Origin of the sequence: Nocardia vinacea (assembly GCF_035920345.1) — a bacterium.
Taxonomy (GTDB): Bacteria; Actinomycetota; Actinomycetes; order Mycobacteriales; family Mycobacteriaceae; genus Nocardia; species Nocardia vinacea_A.
Map to the genome: position 1 here is coordinate 8,059,900 of NZ_CP109149.1, position 21,126 is coordinate 8,081,025.

General features: G+C 66.2%; 19 protein-coding genes. 16 read left to right on the forward strand and 3 right to left on the reverse strand.

Translation table 11 applies throughout. The features are described 5' to 3' along the window. The first annotated feature begins 24 nt into the window (after positions 1-24). Entirely contained in the window at positions 25-1,647 is a 1,623-nt protein-coding gene (locus OIE68_RS36430; RefSeq protein WP_327095461.1) for a hypothetical protein, read from the forward strand. Here the strand turns inward: OIE68_RS36430 and OIE68_RS36435 are convergent. After that, positions 1,644-2,309, reverse strand: a complete 666-nt coding sequence (locus tag OIE68_RS36435) for a response regulator transcription factor (protein ID WP_327095462.1) — start codon at positions 2,307-2,309, stop codon at positions 1,644-1,646. The two genes, OIE68_RS36430 and OIE68_RS36435, sit on opposite strands and share 4 nt — an antisense overlap. 659 nt (positions 2,310-2,968) lie before the next feature. Here OIE68_RS36435 and OIE68_RS36440 point away from each other — a divergent pair. The 12 genes from OIE68_RS36440 to OIE68_RS36495 all read left to right on the forward strand — a co-directional run bounded on the left by OIE68_RS36440 (position 2,969) and on the right by OIE68_RS36495 (position 12,462). Beyond that, complete coding sequence (locus tag OIE68_RS36440) at positions 2,969-4,240, forward strand: hypothetical protein (RefSeq protein WP_327095463.1); 1,272 nt, start codon at positions 2,969-2,971, stop codon at positions 4,238-4,240. Between the two features lie 274 nt (positions 4,241-4,514). After that, positions 4,515-6,323: a hypothetical protein gene (locus OIE68_RS36445; protein ID WP_327095464.1), complete on the forward strand. Its 1,809-nt coding sequence runs from the start codon at positions 4,515-4,517 to the stop codon at positions 6,321-6,323. After that, entirely contained in the window at positions 6,320-7,105 is a 786-nt protein-coding gene (locus tag OIE68_RS36450) for an ESX secretion-associated protein EspG (RefSeq protein WP_327095465.1), read from the forward strand. Before OIE68_RS36445 ends, OIE68_RS36450 begins: the two co-directional genes overlap by 4 nt. Before the next feature lie 12 nt (positions 7,106-7,117). Further along, positions 7,118-7,459: a hypothetical protein gene (locus tag OIE68_RS36455; protein ID WP_327095466.1), complete on the forward strand. Its 342-nt coding sequence runs from the start codon at positions 7,118-7,120 to the stop codon at positions 7,457-7,459. A 28-nt stretch (positions 7,460-7,487) separates the two neighbouring features. After that, complete coding sequence (locus OIE68_RS36460) at positions 7,488-7,787, forward strand: YbaB/EbfC family nucleoid-associated protein (protein WP_327095467.1); 300 nt, start codon at positions 7,488-7,490, stop codon at positions 7,785-7,787. Positions 7,788-7,924: 137 nt separating this feature from the next. Beyond that, positions 7,925-8,236 carry a type VII secretion target gene (locus OIE68_RS36465; RefSeq protein ID WP_327095468.1) on the forward strand — a complete coding sequence of 104 codons (312 nt, stop codon included), beginning with the start codon at positions 7,925-7,927 and terminating at the stop codon, positions 8,234-8,236. A gap of 2 nt (positions 8,237-8,238) precedes the next feature. Continuing rightward, entirely contained in the window at positions 8,239-9,516 is a 1,278-nt protein-coding gene (locus tag OIE68_RS36470; protein WP_327095469.1) for a hypothetical protein, read from the forward strand. A 25-nt stretch (positions 9,517-9,541) separates the two neighbouring features. Continuing rightward, the gene (locus OIE68_RS36475; protein WP_327095470.1) at positions 9,542-9,874 is read left to right on the forward strand and encodes a PE family protein; all 333 of its coding nucleotides are present in this window, start codon (positions 9,542-9,544) and stop codon (positions 9,872-9,874) included. Between the two features lie 29 nt (positions 9,875-9,903). Beyond that, complete coding sequence (locus OIE68_RS36480) at positions 9,904-10,884, forward strand: PPE domain-containing protein (protein WP_327095471.1); 981 nt, start codon at positions 9,904-9,906, stop codon at positions 10,882-10,884. Beyond that, positions 10,881-11,723, forward strand: coding sequence for an ESX secretion-associated protein EspG (locus tag OIE68_RS36485; protein WP_327095472.1), 843 nt, complete (start codon positions 10,881-10,883; stop codon positions 11,721-11,723). Before OIE68_RS36480 ends, OIE68_RS36485 begins: the two co-directional genes overlap by 4 nt. Before the next feature lie 97 nt (positions 11,724-11,820). Continuing rightward, positions 11,821-12,123 carry a WXG100 family type VII secretion target gene (locus OIE68_RS36490; RefSeq protein WP_327095473.1) on the forward strand — a complete coding sequence of 101 codons (303 nt, stop codon included), beginning with the start codon at positions 11,821-11,823 and terminating at the stop codon, positions 12,121-12,123. A gap of 48 nt (positions 12,124-12,171) precedes the next feature. Next, a complete protein-coding gene (locus tag OIE68_RS36495) occupies positions 12,172-12,462 on the forward strand; it encodes a hypothetical protein (RefSeq protein ID WP_327095474.1) in 291 nt (96 codons plus the stop codon). 96 nt (positions 12,463-12,558) lie between these two features. On the opposite strand, the gene eccE is transcribed toward OIE68_RS36495, so the two are convergent. Then, positions 12,559-14,289 carry a type VII secretion protein EccE gene (gene eccE / locus OIE68_RS36500; RefSeq protein ID WP_327095475.1) on the reverse strand — a complete coding sequence of 577 codons (1,731 nt, stop codon included), beginning with the start codon at positions 14,287-14,289 and terminating at the stop codon, positions 12,559-12,561. A gap of 328 nt (positions 14,290-14,617) precedes the next feature. Between eccE and eccB the strand changes: the two genes are divergently transcribed. After that, entirely contained in the window at positions 14,618-16,123 is a 1,506-nt protein-coding gene (gene eccB, locus OIE68_RS36505) for a type VII secretion protein EccB (RefSeq protein WP_327095476.1), read from the forward strand. 5 nt (positions 16,124-16,128) lie between these two features. Here eccB and eccA read toward each other — a convergent pair whose 3' ends face one another. Then, positions 16,129-17,949, reverse strand: a complete 1,821-nt coding sequence (gene eccA, locus OIE68_RS36510) for a type VII secretion AAA-ATPase EccA (RefSeq protein WP_327101952.1) — start codon at positions 17,947-17,949, stop codon at positions 16,129-16,131. A gap of 270 nt (positions 17,950-18,219) precedes the next feature. On the opposite strand from eccA, the gene eccD reads away from it, so the two are divergent. Together eccD and mycP are read left to right on the forward strand one after the other, a co-directional pair. Beyond that, positions 18,220-19,695, forward strand: coding sequence for a type VII secretion integral membrane protein EccD (eccD, locus tag OIE68_RS36515; protein ID WP_327095477.1), 1,476 nt, complete (start codon positions 18,220-18,222; stop codon positions 19,693-19,695). Then, a complete protein-coding gene (gene mycP / locus OIE68_RS36520) occupies positions 19,692-21,125 on the forward strand; it encodes a type VII secretion-associated serine protease mycosin (RefSeq protein ID WP_327095478.1) in 1,434 nt (477 codons plus the stop codon). The genes eccD and mycP overlap by 4 nt, the downstream gene beginning before the upstream one ends. Position 21,126: the final 1 nt, after the last annotated feature.

Here is a 21,126-nt window from a genome sequence, read left to right on the forward strand (position 1 = left end):
GCAGATGAGGGAGATTGCGGCAACGTGACCACACCTGATGGCGAAGCACCCGGCGACAAGTCGAATGAAGAGCCGACCCCGAATCACGTGCAGCGCGCGGCGGTACCGGATGGCGATGCGGAGTTCATGGCCGAGTTCATGAAGGCCTTCGAGGCGGCCGACGCCAACCCCGCAGAGGCTGACCTCGCCCAGGCCGAGGAAGAAGACGAAGACACCCCCGACATCGGCTTCGCTCTCGACGAACCGGTAGACGTCGCCGAGCAAGCCAAACAGCTCATGCACCGGATCGCCCGTGCACTAGCCGCCGGTGGCCCACAGGGCTGGCGGCGCATGGAGGCCGTCTTCGCGATGACCACGAGCACCGAAATCGGGTTGGTGACCTTCGCCGATGACGAGCAGCGCGAGGCGCGGGTCCAGCCTGCCGATGAGGTGGTCGAACTGGTCCGCGAGCAGCGGCATCTTTCGGCCCAATTGAGCGATGGCCCCTGGTGGCGGCTGTTGATCGAGTTGGCCGGCACCGGCGAGATCGAGGTCGATTACGACTATGGTGACGAGCCCTTCCCGGACGATCATCTATTCCTTCCCGAGGTCTATCTCGCGGATTTGCAGGCGTATCCGCGCGACCGACTGCCGGTTTGGCTCGCGGCCTATGTCGGCCACGGCGACCGGCAATCGCGCCCGGCGGCCGCAGCAGCCGCGCAGGCCAGGGCGGACCGGGAGACCGGTGTGCGCCCGGTGCTGTCCGAGCGGGACTTTCCGGCCTTCCCGGTGATGTCGGCCCGCTGGGCGACTATCGCGGCTGCTTTCGTGGCCGCCGGATCACAGTGGGGGCCAAGGGTTTTGCCTGCTCTCGGTTGGTTCGAAGGTTCGAAACGCAGCGGGTCGACCCTGTATGCCCTGCCGGGTGGTCGCGCGGTGCTGTCCGGTGGCGTGTGGAATGCGCCCGAACTCGATGCCGTCTACAACGCCGCGACGCCGATGCCCGCACTGTATGCCGGCGCCCCGGAGTGGGTTGCCAATCCGGTGCTGAATCCGCGTGCGGCCAGCGGGTTGTTGTCGTTCTGCTATTGGTGGGACGGCGGTCGGTGGTATCGCGGCGAGTCGCCGACCGCGGACCGGCTCAGCGAAGCGGTGCCCGGCATCTGGACCTCCGATACGGTGGCCGGCGTGGTCGCGGGGTTGGTCGCGGAGCAGCCGAGCGATGGGCAGCGCGCTGTGGTGGCGAATCTGGTGTCGGCGGCGGAAATCGGTGTGGTAACCCGGGATACGCTCGTCGAGGTCTTCGGCGACGACGGCACCTTCGATATCGACAGCGCCCTCTATCAGCTCACGCTGGCCGGTGTGACGATCACCTTGCCGGAGCCGATCTCGCGGGACACCGCGATGGCCCAGGTCCGCCAGTTCATCCTGGATCAGAATATGGACACCACCGGCTATACGTTGGAGAACCTGCGCGCAGACCGGATCAGCGTCGGCTGGATGGTGTACGTGCCGACCGAACCCGGTGAGATCTCGATCGGGCGTGCGATCTTCTATGTCGCCGATGACGGTGTGCTGGAACAATCTTCGTCATCGGTGGCGCCGTCGGTCTATGTCGCGGAGTTCGAGCAGCGCTTCCAACAGCGGCACGGTTCGGTGCAGACCTAGGATCCGTCGGTGCGCCAGCGATAGCCGAAGCCGCGGATGGTGGTGATCAAACCGGGCCGGTCGAGTTTCGCGCGCAATCCGGCCATATGCACATCAAGTGCCCGCGATACCGAGGCCGATGAGTCGCCCCAGATACGGTCCATCAGCTCCTGCCTGCTGACGGCGGTATCGGGTCGCTCCGCCAGGATCCGAACCAGCTGGAACTCCTTGTGGGTCAGCATGATCGGCACCCCGGCCACCTCGACCTGCCGGGCTATCAGATCGACCCGAACATCTTGGGAGACAACCGCTTCCACGGGCGAGGTGTGGATCACGACGCGACGGGTGACCGTCTCCAGTCGCGCGACCAGCTCCGCGATGCGCGGCGGTTTCACCAGGTAGTCGTCCGCGCCGGAGCGCAGCGCGAACACCACGGTGCGCTCACCGGCCCGGGCGGTGAGGATCAGCACGGGGACCGAGCTGACCGTACGCAGCCGCCGCAACACCTCCAACCCGTCCATATCCGGTAGTCCGAGATCGAGGATCACCGCGTCGTAGTCGCGGTGGGTGCGTAGTAGGTCTGCGCCGCGCCGCTTGCGGTCGACGACGTAGCCGCGAGCGGTGAGCGCGGCCCGCAGCGCTTCCCCGACTCCGTCATCGTCTTCCACCAGCACAAGCCGCACGCGCCGATCCTCGCAAAGCGAAGGTTCGACGCGCAGCCGTTTGCGGATAGCCATGCTCGAGGCACGGCCACCTCGGCATCGGCATTGGCCTTCGCCTCGATCGTGGGGTTCTTCGAGGTCTCCCGCATGAAGTAATCAGATCGTCAACGAGATCGCGACGTACCAGTGGCTGTGCGGTGGAATCGCCCTTGGGAAGAAGCTGTGCGCGAAGTACACGCTGAATGCCGCGTAGACATACCAGTCGTACTACTCGGCGAGATTGCCGAGCGAGCCACGCAGCATGTTGGCAATGACCCTGCGCTCGTCCGTCACTTGTGTCGTAGTAATTGTGAATCTCCTTCTGGCGCCGCACCTACCGCCGTAAAGGCGACTGTGAGTGCGGTCATAACACGTTGCCAGGGGTCCGCTCATGTTCTAACTGTCCCTTAGGAAAGAAAGTCCGAATGGAATTCACGTTTCGAAAAATCCGGCAGATGCCCAGGTCGGAGGCGGGACCGAATTCTTAACAGTCTCTTTAGCTAGTCACCATCGGTAACGCGATACGGGTGCCGATCCGCGTGCCACTATCGAAAAAGACATCGGTGGCGACTACGTGCCCAGCGCTCGAAACAACAGCGCGCGATCGGTGAATCGGCTGTGTTGGAACAGGAACGAGAGCAGTGAATCAAGCATCGCGTAGCGATTCCGTGGGGGGTGGTGGTCGAGCGACGGGCGACGGACAGATCGACGGCCCGAGTACCGCAGTCGCCGACTCCGCCGGCCGGTACGTCGACACGTTGGTTTCGCGCATCGCGAGCGAGTTGGGGGAACTCGGCCCACTCGGTTGGCAGCGTCTCAACGCGGTATTCGCATTGACCGTGACCGTCGAGTCGGCGCGCGTCGAATTCACCGGTGCGCATCGGCCGGTACGCCTGGAAGTGCCGGAGTCGGTGGTCGCGCTGGTGCGGCAGTATCGTGCCGAGATCGCCGCATCCGGCACCGAGCCGTGGTGGCGACTGTTGTTGCGGGCCAACGTATACGGTGACGTCGAGGTCGATTACGACTACGGCGACGAGCCGTTCCCGGCCGATCAGCTCTTCCGCCCGGAGGCGTATCGCGCCGATGTGGCGGCGTATCCGCGGCCGCGACTGCCGGTGTGGTTGGCGGCCTACATGAATCACCGTGACCGGCAGTGTCGCCGCCCGCGCCGCGCCGTGGCCGCCGCCCTCGTCGGCCGGGCGCATGGGGTGACCGCGCGGCCGGTGGATCCGGAACTTCCGTCGTTTCCGCAGTTGTGGGCCCGCTGGTCGATGATTTCCGCGGCACACGTTGCCGTTTCGTCCGACCGCGGACCCCGGGTCGTACCGTCGAACGGCTGGTTCGAAAGCGGCGGGAACGGTAGCAGCGGGTCCACGCTGTACGCCATACCGGGCGGCCGAGCCGTGCTCTCGGGCGGAGTATGGGACGCACCGGCATTGAACGCGGCGTATAACGGCGGCATCGATCTGCCGAATCTCTATGGCGGAGCGCCGGATTGGGTGACCAACGCGGTGCTGAGCCCGCGTGCGGCCGTCGGGTTGCTCTCGTTCTGCTTCTGGTGGGACGGTCAGCGGTGGTACTGCGGGGAGTCGCCCTCGGTGCAGCAGTGCGGTGTGGCAATGCCGCAAATCTGGCAGTCGCACACCGTGATCGAGACGGTGGCCCGGTTACTGTCGGGGGATCCGGGCACCCGAACACGAACCGCGGTGGCGCGCTTGCTGACTGCCGCAGAGCACGGGGAGGTCACTCGAGAGCTGTTGGTGGACGCCTTCGGTCGCGACGGCGATCTCGAAGCCGCGACGCGTCAGCTGTCGGCGGCCGGGTTGCTCGCGCCGCGCTCGAATCGAGTCCATGCGATGGGATTTCACCTTTCGGACGGCAGACGTCCATGCGATGATCGAATTGTGCTATAGCCCGAGGTCGGAAGAGGTTTCGAGATGACTGAGAGCTTCCGGGGCAACGCCTGAGTCGAGCTACTGCAGAGCTATTCGCAAGGCGTCACGGACGCAGGATCGGCGCTCACCGGCACCGATCAAGCCCATGAGCAACAGCATGATTCACGATGAGGTCACCGACCGTTCACGCAGCTCATGGGATGATCGGTGTCGTATGTGCGCGGATGAGGGGCGACGCGAGGGGGCGCACACCGCGCGTCGAGGCAGCACCGAGCAGGGCAGGAGTTGACCAATGGCGCCGACAGATGACAAGCCCAATCCGTGGCAGCTCTCCGGGGACGATATCGGCAAGGATTCACAGAATCTGACGGTCAAGCAGAAGAGTCTGCAAACCCTGGCCAAGTACGCCATCGACCTGTACGACGTCTTCGACACCATCGAGGGTTGGACACACTTCGTCGAGAAGGTCGATGGATTCGGGAATCTCCCCTCCGGCATTGCGTTACAGGGCAAGTTCCAGCGTGCGGGCCGCGACTTGAATGATCGGGCCAAGAGCCATAAGACCATTCTCGAGGACCTGGCACAGCAGTTCATTACCGCGGGCAAGCTGTACACCGCCGCCGAGGAAGCCAATACTTCCGGATTCGATCGGCTCAGGAATGCCCGCTCCGCCGAACGCCACGGCAGTTGGAGCCTGCCCGCCGACGGCACCACCAAGATCCCGGATTGGGGCGGGAAGACCGGCCGAACCGATAAATACGGCGGACCACCGGCCGACCTGAAGCAATATGCCAACGAGAAGGACGGACGCGATATCGAACCGGTTCGTCCGGAGCCGGCGAGTGTCCTGGATTACCCGACCGCCTACTCCTGGCACCAATCGTTGATCAACGGGATGGGGCACACCTCCGACGCCTCCGGCATCTGGAGCGATATGGCCGAACATGTCACGGGGCCGGCCGCGAATCTGGGCAACCAGATGACTGCGATGCAGACCTCGGATGACTGGAACAGCGACGCCGCCGTGAAGGCGGGCGGCGCGGTTCAGGCCTATGTGTCAGGTGTGCAGAACATGGTCGACGGCATGCGCATGGTCGCCGGCAACCTGCTGAACACCTCGGGCTGGCTATGGGCGGTGCAGGCGAATACCCCCAATATCCCGCCGAATACGGTCGGGACCCAGTACGCGCGTGATGAAGTCGACAAGGCAAAGCGGATCTTCAACGACTGGTACGTGCCTGGACTCGCGGCATCCAGCAATGCGATTCCGATCATGGTTCAGCCGGTGAGCCCGGTGGTACAGCCGACCGCGCCGACGCCGTCGCCCACGCAGACCCAGCAGACCGGACCCGGTGGCGGCACCGGCGGAACCGGCAGCGCAAAAGGTGGGACCTCGGCCGCCCAATCGCAGGCAGCTCAGCAGGCGCTCGCCGAGCAGCGCAAGGCGACCCAGCAGGCCGAGAAGACCGCGGCCGAGCAACGCCAGCAGGCCGAACAGCAGCGTCAGCAGGCCGAGCGCGAGGCCGCGCAGCGCGAGGCCGCGCAACAGCGGGCCACACAGCAACAGGCGGCCCAACAGGCCGCGCAGCAAGCCGCCCAACAAGCCAGTCAGTCCGCGCAGCAGGGCATGGATGGCGTGAAGCAGGCAATGGACCAGGCCGCACAGGCGGCGCAGCAAGCGCAGGCCGCGGCGGCCAAGGATATGCAGTCGGCAGGCCTCGCTGGTCTGCCTTCCGCGCTGTCGGCGTTGGGCAAGGACGCGCTCAAGGCAGGCGGCGGTAGTGGCGCCGGCAAGGGCGGTGGCGCAGGCGGCGGTGCGGGTAGCGGTGCCGGAGCGAATCTTTCACCCAATAGCCTGCAGAATTCGAAGCTGTTCCCGCGGGCGGCGGCTGCCGAGATGGCCGGGGCCGCGACGGCGAGCCGCGCGGGCATCGCGAGCACCGGCCAGCCGGGTTCACCCGGTGGTATGGGCCCCGCGGGGCACGGTGCCGGTGGTCAGAACAAGGAACACAAGCGGGCCGCGTATCTGGATTCGGTCGAGCACATCGAAGAGGCGCTCGGCGACGCGCCGGTGGTCGTCAAACCTGTTGTCGAGCAATGAATCGCACCTGGAAGTTCACCGACCTGGAATTCATCGTCCAGTGGGAGGCGTTGAAGCAGGACTACCTGCCGGAACCATTCGTGTACACCTGTCGCACCTGGGTGAACGAGGATTATGTCCGGGAACAACAGGATGCGCTGGCGCGGCTGCGGCACTCCGGGGATCGGTCGTTCGACAATGTGCTGGACGTGCTGGCCTTCCCGGATCTGCGCATCGTCGCGGAAGGCTATGATCCGGCGGAACCGTGGAAGCCGGACGTGCCGGTTCGGCTGCACGGTGTCCGCCGGGGTGACCGCGGCTACATCCTCTCCGAGCTGTCCGGCGAAACATACTGGCATTCCGGTGGTTTCACGATTACCGAATGCGATGCCGTCGATCTCGCGGGTGCGATCGTGCGAGCGCTGCCGGAGGTCGAGCCGGGACGCCGCGCCACCGTGGTGCTGTCCACCCAGGACAAGGGCGACGGACTGGACTACTCGCTCGGCCGATCGGTGGTGCACGATTCCTTCGACGATACGATCGCCGATCGCTCCGCGGAATTCTTGGCACTACCGACATCTTGTTCCGGGACGATCGATGTGATCCAGGGGCGGTCGCGTTTCGGCCCGCGCGGGATCACTCGACATCGGCTGCAGTGGCGCGACATTCGCGACGACGGCCGCTATGCGATCGACGACCAGAATCCTCCGGTGGCGCGTGCCATCGATGCGAAACACCTCACCGCGATGATCAATACGCGAGTCGCCGAGGTAGTCCGTGCGATCAAGGATGAGCGAGTCTGAAAGGTGGCCGCCATGGACGGAACACAACCGGGTATTCCCGAATGGACCGCGACCTCGCGCAGCGGCGCGATCTCGGTGCGCACCACGGAACAGGGCCTGCCACTTGGTATTTCGGTCGAGCCAGCCGAGCTGAAGCGCGATCCGCAAGCATTGGCGGCCGAGGTGTTGCGGCTGTGCAGGCAGGCGGCTAATCGGGCCGGGATGGCGCGTAGAGCGGAGTTGGCGGCGGCGGGAGTGCCCGCGGAGATGTTGGCGCTGAGCGGGTTGCCAACCGCCGAAGATGTTGCGCGCCAGGAATTAGCCGAAGAGCGGGAGTACGAGACCGAGCCGAGTAGCTGGTTGCGCCAGGTGTAGTTCCCGTTGTCCGAGAGGAGTTTTCATCGTGTACGAGACCATGGACGAACTGATGGCCGGCGTACAGCGACGGCTGTATCGGATCCGGGATCTGACCGACGATATGGCCGGGGTGCGCGGTCGGGAGACGGCGCAGGACGGTTCGGTCACCGTGGAAGTCGACGGCAACGGAACATTGCTGGATCTGCAGTTCTCCCAGGCAGTTTCGCGGATGACACCGGCGGAATTCGAGTCGACGCTGGTAGCGACAGCGGCTGCCGCCGTGCGGCAGGCCTTCGAGCGACGTAGCGAATTGGTCACTGCCTTCAACGAGGAAGTCGCCGAGTAGACACCCGACGTTCACGCTGTCCCCGTAGAACTTTGTCAAGAACCTTAAGTTTGTGCAAATTTGCTTTCGGGCCTTTGCAGTTCGATCGACAGGTTCGATGAAGAGTCGTCAATTCCATTACGGGATGGGGGATCACGATGAGCGAACTCGTGGCAACGCCTGATGCGATTCGCGTGTATGGAGACGCGGCGGTGGCCATGGCCACCGGTGTCGCGACAGCGGGTGCGTTCGACCAGGTGGCAACCGTGGCGGCGGCCGCGCCGGTATTCGGCTTGATCGGCCAGGACTTTCTGATGGCGTTCGCCTACGCGCAGTCCAATCACGCGAGTTCGATGTTCGAATTGGCCGGTGTGCACGCGGGTACCGCGCTGACCGCGCATCAGGGCGCCGCCGCCTATGAGGCAACCGAGGCGGCATCCGGCACCGAATTCGGCGCTGCCGGCGTCTAGCGATGACTGCGCCGCTCGACCCGTCGATCGTGGATCTGCTGCGCGGCAGTGCCCTTGCGCCGCTGATCGATCGACCGGTCAACGACATCCTGAAGGATATGGGTCTCGGGCCGCTGCCCGAAATCTCCGGGCTGCCACCGCTGCCCGAACTGCCGCCGCTGCCGGTCATCGATCTGGCCGCACTGGCCAGGCCGCTCACCGATATGGCGAGCGGGTTCGGCACCGGAAATCTCGGCGCGCCCGCAGGCGGCGGACCCGACCCGACCAAGGTGCTCTCCGATACCGCGCAGGCCGCGCAGACCGCGATCCAACTCGGCACCCAGGCGCTGCAGACCGTGATGTCACTGTGGCAGGGCTTGGCCGCGATGCAGGCCGCGAACAAGTCCGGACAGGCCGCGGAGAACGGCGCGGAACTCGCCACGCAGAGCGCGCAGGAGAAGGCGTCGCTCGCCGGTGGCGCGGCCTCGGTGGCGACCGGCGGCGCGCTGATGGCGTCGGTCATCGCCAAGTACATGGGCACGGTGGCCGCGGCGACGCCGTGGCTGGCAACCGGTGGCGGACAGGCGTTTATCGCGGCGGCGACGGTGGAGGCGATCACCGAGGGCATCGCGGTGGTGACCAAGACTCGGGTCGAAATGACCGCGCATTCGGCGAATATGACCGCCGTGGGCAAGAAGGTCAAGGTCACCGATGCCCCCAAGGGCGTCGATTCGATGCAGCAGGTGATGCAGCTGCTCACCCCGCTGATGACCATGGCGCAGACCGGCGCGCAAACGCTCACCCAGGTGGCGACGCAGAACGCGACGCAGGCTCAGAAACTGCAGGCCGACGCCATCGCGAGGGAACAGCGCGAGGCTACGGAGAAGGACGAGACCGAGCGCGGCGCGTCGGATGGTGGAGCAGGCGGTGCCGGTGTGGGCGGTATCGGCGCGGCCGCGATATCGACACCACTGAGCCCGTGGAGCGGACCGCGCACTGCCGGACTCAGTGGTATGCCCGGCTTCAATGCCACCGGAACCGGTTCCGCGGCAGTGGAACCCGCTGCCGCGGTGCGTGGCACCACCGGTGCGCCGGGCAGCCCGGGCATGATGCCCTACGGCGCGACGGGCGCGGCAGGTGCGCGCGGGGCGGGGGACGCGGGCGGCGATATGCCCGGTTTCCTGGTCAATGCCGAGCACGGCGAAGAGGTCGTCGGACCGATCGAGGGGGTCTCGCTGCCGGTGGTCGGCGCGGCCGAACAGATCTCGGAGCCACCACCCGATAAGGAACTCACCCTCTAAGGGTTCGTTGATTCAGGAGGTTGCGATGGCAAGCGGCGGTGCGGATTTCGATGGAGTGATGTTCGATCCGGCGGCGGCCCGGGACGCGGCCACCCGGCTCGACGGACTCGCGGCACGACTGGAAGCGGAACTGCGCGAGGGCTCACCCGCGTTGACGGTGCCGCCGGCTGGTGTCGACGAGGTTTCGGGGCGCGCGGCGCAGACGATGAACGATGTCGCGGCCTCCTACGGTCAGAGCGCGACCGCCGGAATCGTGGAATTGCGCAAGCTGGCGGCGACCCTGCGCGCACAGGCAGCACAGTTCGGTCGCGCCGAGAACGACAGTGTCGCCGATTTCGGCGTCCCTGGCGCGGCCTGACACCACAGCGAATACGACACGGAGCCACCATGATCGAACCACCGCAGCCCGGTTTCACCGGTGTGGTCTGGGGCGCGCGCGAGCCGGATCGGCTGGCGCGCGAACTGTCCACCGGTCCCGGCGCGGTACCGATGGCCGAGGCCGGTGCCGCGTGGACCCGGCTGGCCGCCGGATTCGATACGGCGGTCGTCGAATACGAACTGATCGTCGCGTCCATGCGCGGTGCGTGGCAATCCACCACGAGCGGCCCGGTGCTGGACCGGATTGCGCGGTTGCGCGATTGGCTCGCCGATGCCGCGACGTCCGCAGGCAATAATGCGGTGCGTGCCGAAACTCACGCCGCCGCTTATGAATTGGCACGACTGACCATGCCGCATACCGCCGAGATCCAGGCCATCCAGGCGGTGCAGCGGATGCTCGAATCGATCGGCGGGGCGCTCGGCGCACCGATCAAGGCGGTGGCCGCCCAGGCCGACACCGACGCCGATATGGCGAAGGCAGCGGCCGCGCGGGTGATGCAGACCTATGAGGCGGCGACCGAACCGCTTGCGACACCGTGGATTCAGCAGGAGCCGCCCGTGATCGCCTCACCCGCGGCGTTGGCGGCCGAGGAGGCGAGCGCGCCGGTGGCGGCCGCGACATCGGCCATGCCCGGGCTGCCCGCGATTACACCGGGCATGTTCATGCCGGGCGGAATCGGCACGATCTCAACGCCCGCGAAGCTGCAGCCGTATCGGGCACCGGTCTTCACCGAAGCACCCGCGCCGGTGGAAGTGACTACGCCACAACCGGTTCCAACCTCCGCGGCGAGTTCCAGTGCGCTGCCGATGGCTCCCGGCGCGATGGCGGCAGGCACCGGTGCGGAGGAAGAAGAGTACGCCCCGCGCGCGGCGGCGGTGACCGGCGACGCCATCGGTGCCGATCTCGGTATCGCCGCCGCCCCGGCGGTACTCGGCGCTCCGGAAGCACCTGCGGCCACCGGTCAGACGGCATCGGGAGGTGCCGAATGACGACCATGACCAATGACGGCCTGCTTGCGGTGGCCGAGCGACTCGGTGTCCAGACCTTGCCGCTGGTGCTTTCCGTTGGACCGCGACAGGATTCGTTCGATGCGTGGGCCGAGGCGCAGCAGCGCGCGGTGATCGAACTGGTCGGCGCGGGCGTGCTCGACGCCGAGGGCGATGTCGACTCCGAACTGGCCGATGCCATGTTCACGCTGGCCCAACCCGATCGCGAGTTGGTTGCCCGCATCTATGCGACCGGGCCCGACGGAACGCCGGCCGTGACCCGGATCTGCCTGGCCCGCCGCGGCGAACAGCATGTCATCGCGGTGCGCGCCGGCGACACCTTCGACGTGCGGACCGTCTGGGCGGACGGGTCTGGCGAGGCGCTGGTGCGCCCGCTGCTCGAAGCGCTCGGAGCCGGAACACCGGCGGAGGTGGTCAATTTCAGCGCGCTGTCGAGTGAATTGAGCGAGCGACTCACCGCTAGCGACTGCTTGCAGGTCGCTCGAAACAACCCTGCGGCACGGACCGCCGCGGATTACGCGGACGCCGTTTACGCACTGGGCGTCGCTGATCGTGACGCCACTGCTTACGGGCTGGCGTTCGCCTCCTGCCATGCCTTCGCCGAGATCGTGGCCTACGCCCATCTCGACGGTATGACCACCCGGCCGCCCGGTGCGGTCGCGGTCTATGACACCGGACGCGGTCGCATTGTGGCCGCGCCCGGGATTGCTGCGGATCAGCAGGTCTGGTCCACGGTGACACCGGGCACCGATCACCGTATCGCGCAGGCGATTTCGGCCTTGATCGAATCACTGCCCGGGGGAAGGTGGCTTCCGCAGTAGACCCTGAGGGCGCGCAGTAAGTAGCCGCCGACCTTCCGGCGATGTCACCCGACATCGTTTCCGGGCATTGGAATCACTACACGAGAGGGTGTCCACGATGAGTGGTGAAGGTGTACACGTAGACGAGGCGACCGCGAAGAAGGCCGAGGAGTTCATGGCCGCCGCGGTCGACAACATGCAGCGCACGCTGAAGAAGATCGATGACGAGGTCGCCGCGGCGACCCACTGGGAAGGCGATGCGAAGGCGGCGTTCGTCGCGGCCTCGACCAACTGGGCCCAGCACTCCCAGGAACTGCACAAGAAGCTCAACGCCATTACCGAGCAGGTTGGTCACGGTACCCGGCAGTACATCCAGATGGAGCACGAAAACCGCGAAGGTTTCGAGCACATCAGCCTGTAATCGCCTGGGCCGACACACTATTCAGTCTTCGATTCGGAGGTAATCACCATGACTATGGCATACGCCAAGGGCCCGATGGTGGCTCTGTACAACGATCTGGTCACCCTGCACGGCGACCTGATCAAATACGGCAGCGACATGGAGGACGCGGGCGGCGTGCTCGAGGTGGCATGGGAGGGCAACGTGGCCCACGCCAGCTTCAAGCAGGTCTACGACGCCTGGCACTCCGAGTACGGTGACACGCTCACCTCGCTCAACAATGTCGCCGCGGCGGTGGAGAACTCACTGCACCGCGCGCTCGGCACCGACGGCAAGATCGGTGACGGCTTCGGGGCCTGAAACACCGTAGCGATCGCTTGCGGGTCGCTCGAAAAGGTCAGCTATTACACGGCCGGTCCGGAGCGTCACGCTTGCGGACCGGCCGTATTCGTTCGATTACCTTGCCGCGGCGAGGGATTCGCCGATGTACCACATCTCCTCCGGGGTGGTGACCATATTGACCGTCGCGCTGGTGGTCGAGGTACGCACCGTGATCAGGTTGGGAGCCGAAATATCCTGCACCAGAACGATATCGGCATCGAACTGCGCATCGGGCTGCTCGGGCGTGCGGATGTGCACGATGGTCGCGCCACCGGTCAGCGCGGTTGGGGCGATACCGTCGAAGACCACGACGGTCGCGGTGGGAATGGGCCCGCCGGGCTGCGGTGGGGCGAGGTGATGCCCCGCACCGGCGAAACGCGGTGCCAGCGAGAGCGAATGCGGCGCATCGACATTCGCGACCATGGACTGCCAGGCCTCGGGCCGGTCGGTGTGCACGATGGTGTGCGCGCCGAGGGCGATGGCCCGCAGGATCACCTGCTGCGCCAGATCCAATCGGCCGATCACCTCGAGATGTCTGGTGCCGTCACCGATCAACGGCACCGCGATGCCCTGGCCGGCATTGTCGGCGCCGATCAGCTGACCGCAACCGGCGGTCGGCACGACGATGCCGTCGAGCGCGGCGAGCGGACCGCGGTAGTCACCGGCGTTGTCGCCGTCGCGACGAGCAGTGCGGGCGGGCAGGCAATCCAGCAGTGCGCGGAATTGCTCACCCGGCAGGGTGCGCAGGCCGGGCACCGGCGGCTCGACCGGTTCGGCCGCGGTATCGAAGCGGACCAGCGCGCCCAGCGTGATCGGCGGGGAACCGGTTTCGCGTCCATCGCCGGGCCGCTGCGCACCGGGTCGCAGTCGCACGGTGACCGTCGTGGCCAGGCTCGGGGTGGCCCAGATATCGGCGAAGCCGCGCGACCCGATCAACTCCGGGCCGATCTCGTAACTGGTGAGGTACAGGCCCTGGTGCACCAGCGATTTCGGGGTTTCGACGAATCCGTCCAGTGCGATACCGCGGCTGAGTTGGCGCGCCGCGCTGTTCATCTCGCCCGCGGTGAGCACCGATGCCGAGATGTCACGGCCGGCGAGTCGATTGGCCACCCGGCGGGTCGCGATGATCGCGGTTCGCAGCGCACCCGCACCGCCTCCGCCACGGTTGTCCACGGCCTCGGCGTTGGCGAGCGGATCCAGCCGCAGCACCAGCCAGACCGTGCGATGCGCGATGGCGGGCAGTGGGCCGAGGATGCGGTCGTAGAGCTGGGCCACCGATCCGCCGCCCGCGGTCCGGGCGCCGGTGCTGATCACATCGATCGAGGCCAGGTTGATATCGAATTGACTGAGGCAGCGACCGATTTCGGTGAGCGGAAGAACCTGGTCGGTGGACAGCGAACCGCGCCGCAACTGCGTCAGCGCATCCGGCGGCGGATCGATGCGCAGCATGGTGAGCAGCAGATTGCCGTCCCAGCGCACGCCGTAACTGCCGCCCTCGGGCAGCGGCACATCGAAGGCGGCCTGGCCGGCATCGGCGGGGCCGGGCCGGGTCCGCCGCCAGCGAAAGGCGATCGCGCGCGCGAGAATGCCGACGATATTGCGTGGTTCGCGCCGACGCACCGGCACCGCGCCGACAATGAGAACGACCGCGGCGACCGCGATGACGGCGACCGTCGGCGCCTGCAGCGCCGTTGCGATCCAAGCCGCGACCGCGGCAATCAGCGCGAGCGGAATCACGAGTCGCAAAGGCATTTGACGCAGCAGCCAGAATTCCGGATCGCGTAACGTTGTATGCGTCGCGTTCACGGACTTTTCGTTTCCGGTTAATTCACGCGCGTTCGCTCCGGAGTCGGTATCGCGTTTGTTCACAGCCCCGTCCCCGATAATCAGACCAGTATTGCGATAACAGTACCGCGCCACCCCCATGTTCGCGGCTGACCTTTTCGAGCGACCTGCAAGCAGTCGCTACGGCCCTTTTCGAGCGACCCGCAAGCAGTCGCTACGGCCCTTTTCGAGCGACCCGCAAGCAGTCGCTACGGCGAGAATAGTTTGCCCAATTGTCGCTGGATTGACACCGCGGCACCGAACGATACTGTAATTACGCTGTTCCTTCCCGTAGTTCGATGGAGACCATGTGCCGGCTCAGCTGACCACCAAGGCCCAGGTCAACGGCTACCGTTTTCTGCTGCGCCGACTCGATCACGCACTGGTTCGACGCGATGTGCGGATGCTGCACGACCCCATGCGATCTCAGCTGCGTTCGATGCTCGTCGGCGCCACCCTCGGCGTGCTCATGGTGGCCGGCGCGGCCATCCTGGCCTTCCTGCGGCCCCAGGGCTCGATCGGCGACGCGAACATCGTGATCGGCAAGGACAGCGGCGCGCTGTATGTGGTCGTGGCCGAATCCGAGGACAAGAAGGACGACAAACGCCTGCACCCGGTGCTCAACCTGGCCTCGGCCCGGCTGATCAGCGGCAGCAACGAATCGCCCAAATCGGTGAAGGATTCGAAGCTTTCGTCGATGCCGCGCGGTCCGATGCTCGGCATCCCGGGTGCGCCCGCGGCACTGCCCGGTTCAATGCAGGGTGGTCGCTCGGACTGGTCGCTGTGCGAAACGGTGCAGCTCTCGATCACCGGCAGTGCGGCCGCGGCGACCGGCGTGGAAACCGCGGTTTTCGCGGGCAAACCCCAACTGGACGAACGCATTCGGACCCTGGAGCCATCGGATGCGCTGCTGGTGCGGCGGGCCGATAAGACCTACCTGATCTACGACGGCAAGCGCGCGGAAGTCGATCCTGGCAACTCGGTGCTGGCCCGTGCGCTGAACCTGACCGGGCACAAGCCGCGGCCGGTCGGCACCGGCCTGCTGGATGCCGCCATCGCGGTGCCGCCGCTGGCCGTGCCGGATATACCGAAGGCCGGACAGTCCGGTCCGGCAAAGCTTTCCGATGTGCCGATCGGCGGGGTCATCGCGGTCGGCGGCACCGGCCGCACCGATCAGTCCCAGCTGTACGTGGTGCTCGCCGACGGTGTGCAGCCGATCTCCGATTTCACGGCGCAGGTCATCCGCACCGCGAATTCCCAGGGCATGCGCGAGATCAAGGCCGAACCGCCGGACGTGCTCACCAATATGCCGGTGCTACACCAGCTTTCCCTCGACCACTTCCCGGCGACCACCCCGAAGATCGTCTCCGCCGAGGATGCCCCCGTCACCTGCCTGAGCTGGGCAAAGGGTGGTGAACCCGCCAACGACGCGACCGAAAGCCCCACCGACCGAGCCGCTATCACCCTGCTCGCGGGCAACCGTCTACCGCTGCCGGGTTCGGCTGAACCGGTGAGTTTGGCCACCTCCGACGGCACCGGCGATCGGGTCGATTCCGCCTACATCCCACCGGCTTCGGGGGAGTTCGTGCAGGTAACCGGAACGGAGCCGGGCAGTTTGCGGCGCGGTGGCCTGTTCTATGTGGCGGATAACGGAATCCGCTACGGCATCCCGGATATCGCCACCGCCCAGGTGCTCGGACTCGGCGCCGAACCGCGCCTTGCCCCCTGGTCGATCATCGGTCAACTGGTGCCGGGACCGACGCTGTCCAAGAACGATGCGCTGGTCAAGCACGATATCTTGCCCGTCGGAAACTGAGACTTTCAAACGCCCAGCGAGGCCAGTACTCCGGTGAGTGCGGCCTGCATATCCGGTGTTTCGATGCGCATGAGTACGGTTTCGTCCACCGCGCTCAGGTCCAGTGTTTCGTCGTTGGCGAGGCGGAATTCGCGTTCTTCCTCGGCGGATTCGATGATGTTGCGCACGAATCGGCCGTTGCCGGCGAGGTCGATGCCGCGACGTGGCTGCCTGTTCTGGTCGACGCGTTCGGTGTTGTAGAGCCGTTCGCATGCCTCGATCAGTAGTTCCATTGCTTCCTCGGACAACTCGGAGTCGCGGGAGCGGGCGATCAGGCTGCCGATCTGCCCGAGTTCGGTGGGGGTGTAGGAGGGGAATTGCAGGCGTTTGGCGAAGCGTGAAGCCAGACCGTCGTTGGCGGCGAGTAGCCGGTCGATTTCGCCGTCGTAGCCGGCGATGATCACCACCAGCCGGTCGCGGTCGTTTTCCATTCTGGCCAGTAGGGTATCCACCGCCTCGCGGCCGAAGGCGTCACCGCCTTGCAGACCGGTCTGGATCAGTGTGTATGCCTCGTCGATGAAAAGCACACCGTCCATCGCGGTATCGATCAGCTTGTCGGTCTTGATCGCGGTGCCGCCGAGGTTCTGGCTGACGAAGTCCACGCGTTTGGCCTCGAGGACCTTGTCGGTCTTGAGTAGTCCTACGCCGCAATAGATTTTGGCCACCACCCGGGCGATGGTGGTCTTACCGGTGCCGGGGGGACCGGTGAAGGCGAGGTGGTTGCCGCGGGCCATGCTGGCCATACCCTTCTCGGCCCGGATCTTGGCTAGCTGCGCGGTCGCCTGCAACTTCGCGACCTGCGTTTTCACTGATTCGAGGCCGATCTGGGAATCCAGCTCGGCGCGCGCGTCGGTCAGGATCTTCTTGGCGCGGTCCTCGGCGTCGGCGGTCTGCATCGCCTCCACCGAGGGCGCCGACGCGGGATCCCAGCGGTCGGTGCGCGCGTCGATCGATTCCTTGGTGGTCACCGTGAGCCGGTAGGTGCGATCGCGCATGGCTGCGGTATTGGCGGCGAAATCCGGTGCCTGCGAATACACCTTCTCGAAAAGGGCCTGCGCCTGGGCCTCTTTACCGGTCTCGCGCAGGCACAGGCCACGGCAGAACATGGCGGTGGTCCGGGCCGCTGGGATCGGTCCCGCTTCGGCCTGTTCCATACGTCGGATGGCCTCGCCGAACAGGCCGAGCTGGGCGCATGCCGAGCCGACCATCACATGTGCGCCCGCCGCCAGATACGGGTCGTCCCATTCGGCGGATCCGGCGAGCACGGCCATCACATCGGGCCAGCGCTGGGTGTTGAAGTGCAGTACGCCACGGATATACGCGCAGATCCGGTCGTCGATCTCCCGATCGGTATCCGAGAGCCTCGAGGCGCGGTGGGTGGCGAGTTCGTCGAGCACCTGTTCGGCCTCGTCGTACTCCTTCTCCGAAATCAGCTGTGCCGCTTGGGCCAGCCAGATTTCGGTGTAGCCGGCCAGCGGGTAGTCGATGTACAGCCCGGCCAGGAAGCGTCCGGCCAATGCCCGCGGCGCCAGCCCCAACCGGCGTTGCTCGCGGAAAAGTGTTGTCCCACTGTTCTTGTAGAGGTTGTAGAGCACCTCGGTGGTGACCTCACCCGCCGCGGCCCGGCCCAGCCAGGCGTCACACATCGTCGGGTCCCACTCGGTGGCACGCACAAACGCCAGTTTCGCGTACTCGAGATCGCGAGCCGATTCCTGTCCGTCGATGGTCAGGCCCAGCGACAGGATTCCGGCGTCGAAGGCCCGTTGTGCTTGGCGGTTGCCGGTCATTGCTGTCAAACCCCGAAGTGTTGGTTGGAGCTATCTTTTTTGTTGCGCGATTGTCCGCGTACATCTTCCGACCAGCTTAGCGATCGCGTCGGCTCGACTCCTCCGATACATTATGTTTTGCCACCGATAGGTTGCAAAGTGTGCGACGACCACATGCGACGGGGGAACGTTCGTGCGAGAGTGGATCCGAGTCGTAGAGTTGGTTCGACAGGTAGGAAACCGGGCGCAAGTGTTTGGATCGTTCCGTAAAGAGCTGGGATCGGTGCGCAATTGACCGAACCGTTGAGCAGCGGCACCCGCGCCGCCGAACCTGAACTGTGCCGAGTCTCCGTCATCGGGGGAAATACCCAGCTCGATGTCGGGCTTCCGGCGACCGTGCCTATCGCCACATTTATCGGTGATCTCGTCGCCCTGATCGAATCGCGCAATCCCGATGTGGTGGAGGGCGACGACGGCGGTACCCCACTGCATACCGAACACTGGACCCTGGCCCGGCTGGGCCGTGACGCCATCGCACCGAGCCGCAGCCTCTGCGAGGCCGAGGTGTTCGACGGCGAGCTGCTGGTGCTGCGCTCGGTCACCGCGAAGGAATCGCCCGCGCTCTTCGACGATGTCATCGATGCGGTATCCCGGCTCACCAGTGTCGATTTCCGCGGCTGGTCGCCCACCGCGGCCCGTTGGACCGGTCTGGTCGCCGCGGTGTCGGCGGTGCTGCTCGCGGTGGGGCTGCTCGCCGCTGGGCGTGCGCACGGCGGCGCTCTGGCCGCGCCCTTCCTCGCGACCGGTGTCGCCATCATCGCTGCCGTCGCGGCGGGTATCGCGGCGCGTAAGTACGCGGATCAATTGACGGCTACCTGGTTGTCACTGTGTGCGCTGCTGTTGTTCTTCGGCGGCGCAGCACTATTCGTGCCAGGCGATCTCGGCAGTCCGCATCTGCTGCTCGGCTGTTCGGTCACCTTGGTGGCCGCGGCGGTGATCTATCGCGCCACCGCGACCGGTGCCGCGCTCACCGCGTCCGCGGTGACCGTCGCACTGTTCGGCGGATTCGCCGCACTCGTGCGGATGATCTGGAATTTCGACCTGCCCAAGATCTCCGCCGCCATCCTGGTGGTGGCCATCACACTGATCTCCGCGGTGCCGCGGCTTGCGGCGGTGGCTGCCCGGCTGCCGATCCCGCCGGTGCCGACCGCGGGTGGCGCGATCGATCCGGCCGATCACGAACCACGCCCCACCATCGAAGGTATCGGCGCGATCGGCGCGACGGCACTGCCCTCGGCCGCCGGACTCGGTGAGCGGGCCAGGGCCGCCAACCAGTACCAGACCGGTATGCTCATCGCCTGCGCCATTGCCGCGGTCGTCGGTGCGTTCGGCGCCGCTGATCCGCTGGGATCCGCACGCTGGCAAGGGATTACGCTCGCCGTCATCGCAGCGGTGATCATCGGTCTGCGCGGCCGTTGTTTCGCCGACCTGGTGCAGGCCGGTGCGCTGATCGCGGGCGGCTGCGTCATCGTCATCGGTCTGATCACCGGACTGGCCCTCGGCAATTCGGATCTGCTGCTGCTCGCGGGCGTGCTGCTGCTGGCCTTCGCTGCGGGGGTGCTGGCGTTCGGAGTGATCGGTCCGCACCTCGAGGTGACGCCGGTGACCCGACGAGCCATGGAAATCACCGAATATCTGCTGATCATCGCGGTGATCCCACTGGTGCTGTGGATCATGGGAGTGTATTCGATGGCCAGGAACATATGACTGCTCGGGCGAGCGAGCCCGGCTGGCGGCGCGGAACCGGAATCGTCTGCGCTGCAGCGGTTCTCGGTGCATCGATGCTCGGTTGGTCTGCTCCGGCCGGTGCGGTCCCGCCACCGACTATCGACTCGGGCGCACTCGGGCCCGCGCAGGCGCTCAGCGGTCGGCCCGCGCCCTTGGAGCCGACCGAGCAAAAGGTCGTCTGCGCCGAACTGTCGCTCATCGGTGGTCCACCCGCGGAACCGCCGCTGCCGCAGCGTGTGCTCGACCTGCCCGCGGCTTGGCAATTCAGTCGCGGTGCGGGACAAAAGATTGCGGTCATCGACACCGGCGTGAACCGGCATCCGCGACTGCCCACACTGCAAGCCGGTGGCGACTATGTTTCCGAGAGTGACGGCACCGTTGATTGCGACGGCCACGGCACCCTCGTCGCCGGCATTATCGCCGCGCGCCCGAGCCCGGACGATGCCTTCGTCGGCGTCGCGCCCGACGCCGAGATCCTCACCATCCGCCAATTGAGCACGCACTATGAGCGCAAGGATCGCGCGGGCGGCGATCAGCCGCCGGATGCCATGGTGCCCTCCGGCTACGGCAGTGTGCTCGGCTTGGCAGCCTCGGTGGTGCGCGCCGTCGATATGGGTGCCACGGTTATCAATATTTCCGAAGTCTCTTGCAGCGCAGCCGGAACCGACACCGCCGACGTTCCGCTCGGTGCCGCGGTGAAGTACGCCTACGACCACAACGTCGTGGTAGTCGCTGCAGCGGGCAATGTGGAGAACGGCGGCGCATGCGAGAAGCAGAACGACGATGACGGCTGGGACAGCGTGCAGACCATCGCCAGTCCCGCGTGGTTCCAGCCCTACGTCCTGACCGTGGCCTCCATCGATCCGAACGGCGCGCCCTCGGCGCTTTCGCTGCACGGGCCGTGGGTCGGCGCCGCCGCCATCGGGCGCAATATCGTCTCGCTCGACAATAAGCCGGGCGGTACCGGACTGGTCAACGGCGCGGTCACCCAGGAGGGCACCGGAACCATCCAGGGCACCAGTTTCGCCGCACCCTATGTCGCCGGGCTCGCCGCACTGGTCCGCTCCCGTTTCCCGGAACTTACCGCCGGACAGGTGATCGATCGAATCACCCGCACCGCACAAGCGCCCGGCCCGGGCCGCGACGATCGGGTCGGCCACGGCCTGATCGATCCACTGGCCGCACTCACCGCACAACTCCCGGATAACCCGGTCAGCGTCGGCGCCGATACCCCGCGTGTCATGGCGGCCCCGGTCCATCCTGCGGGACCCGATCCGCTGCCGCGACGTATCGCGATCATCGGCTCGGTCACCTGTCTGATCGTGCTGGGACTCGGTGCGGCGCTGTCGATTCCGTTCCGGCGCGCTCGCGGTTCCGCCGATCTCGAGTCCGAAGTAGTAGAGCAGTAGA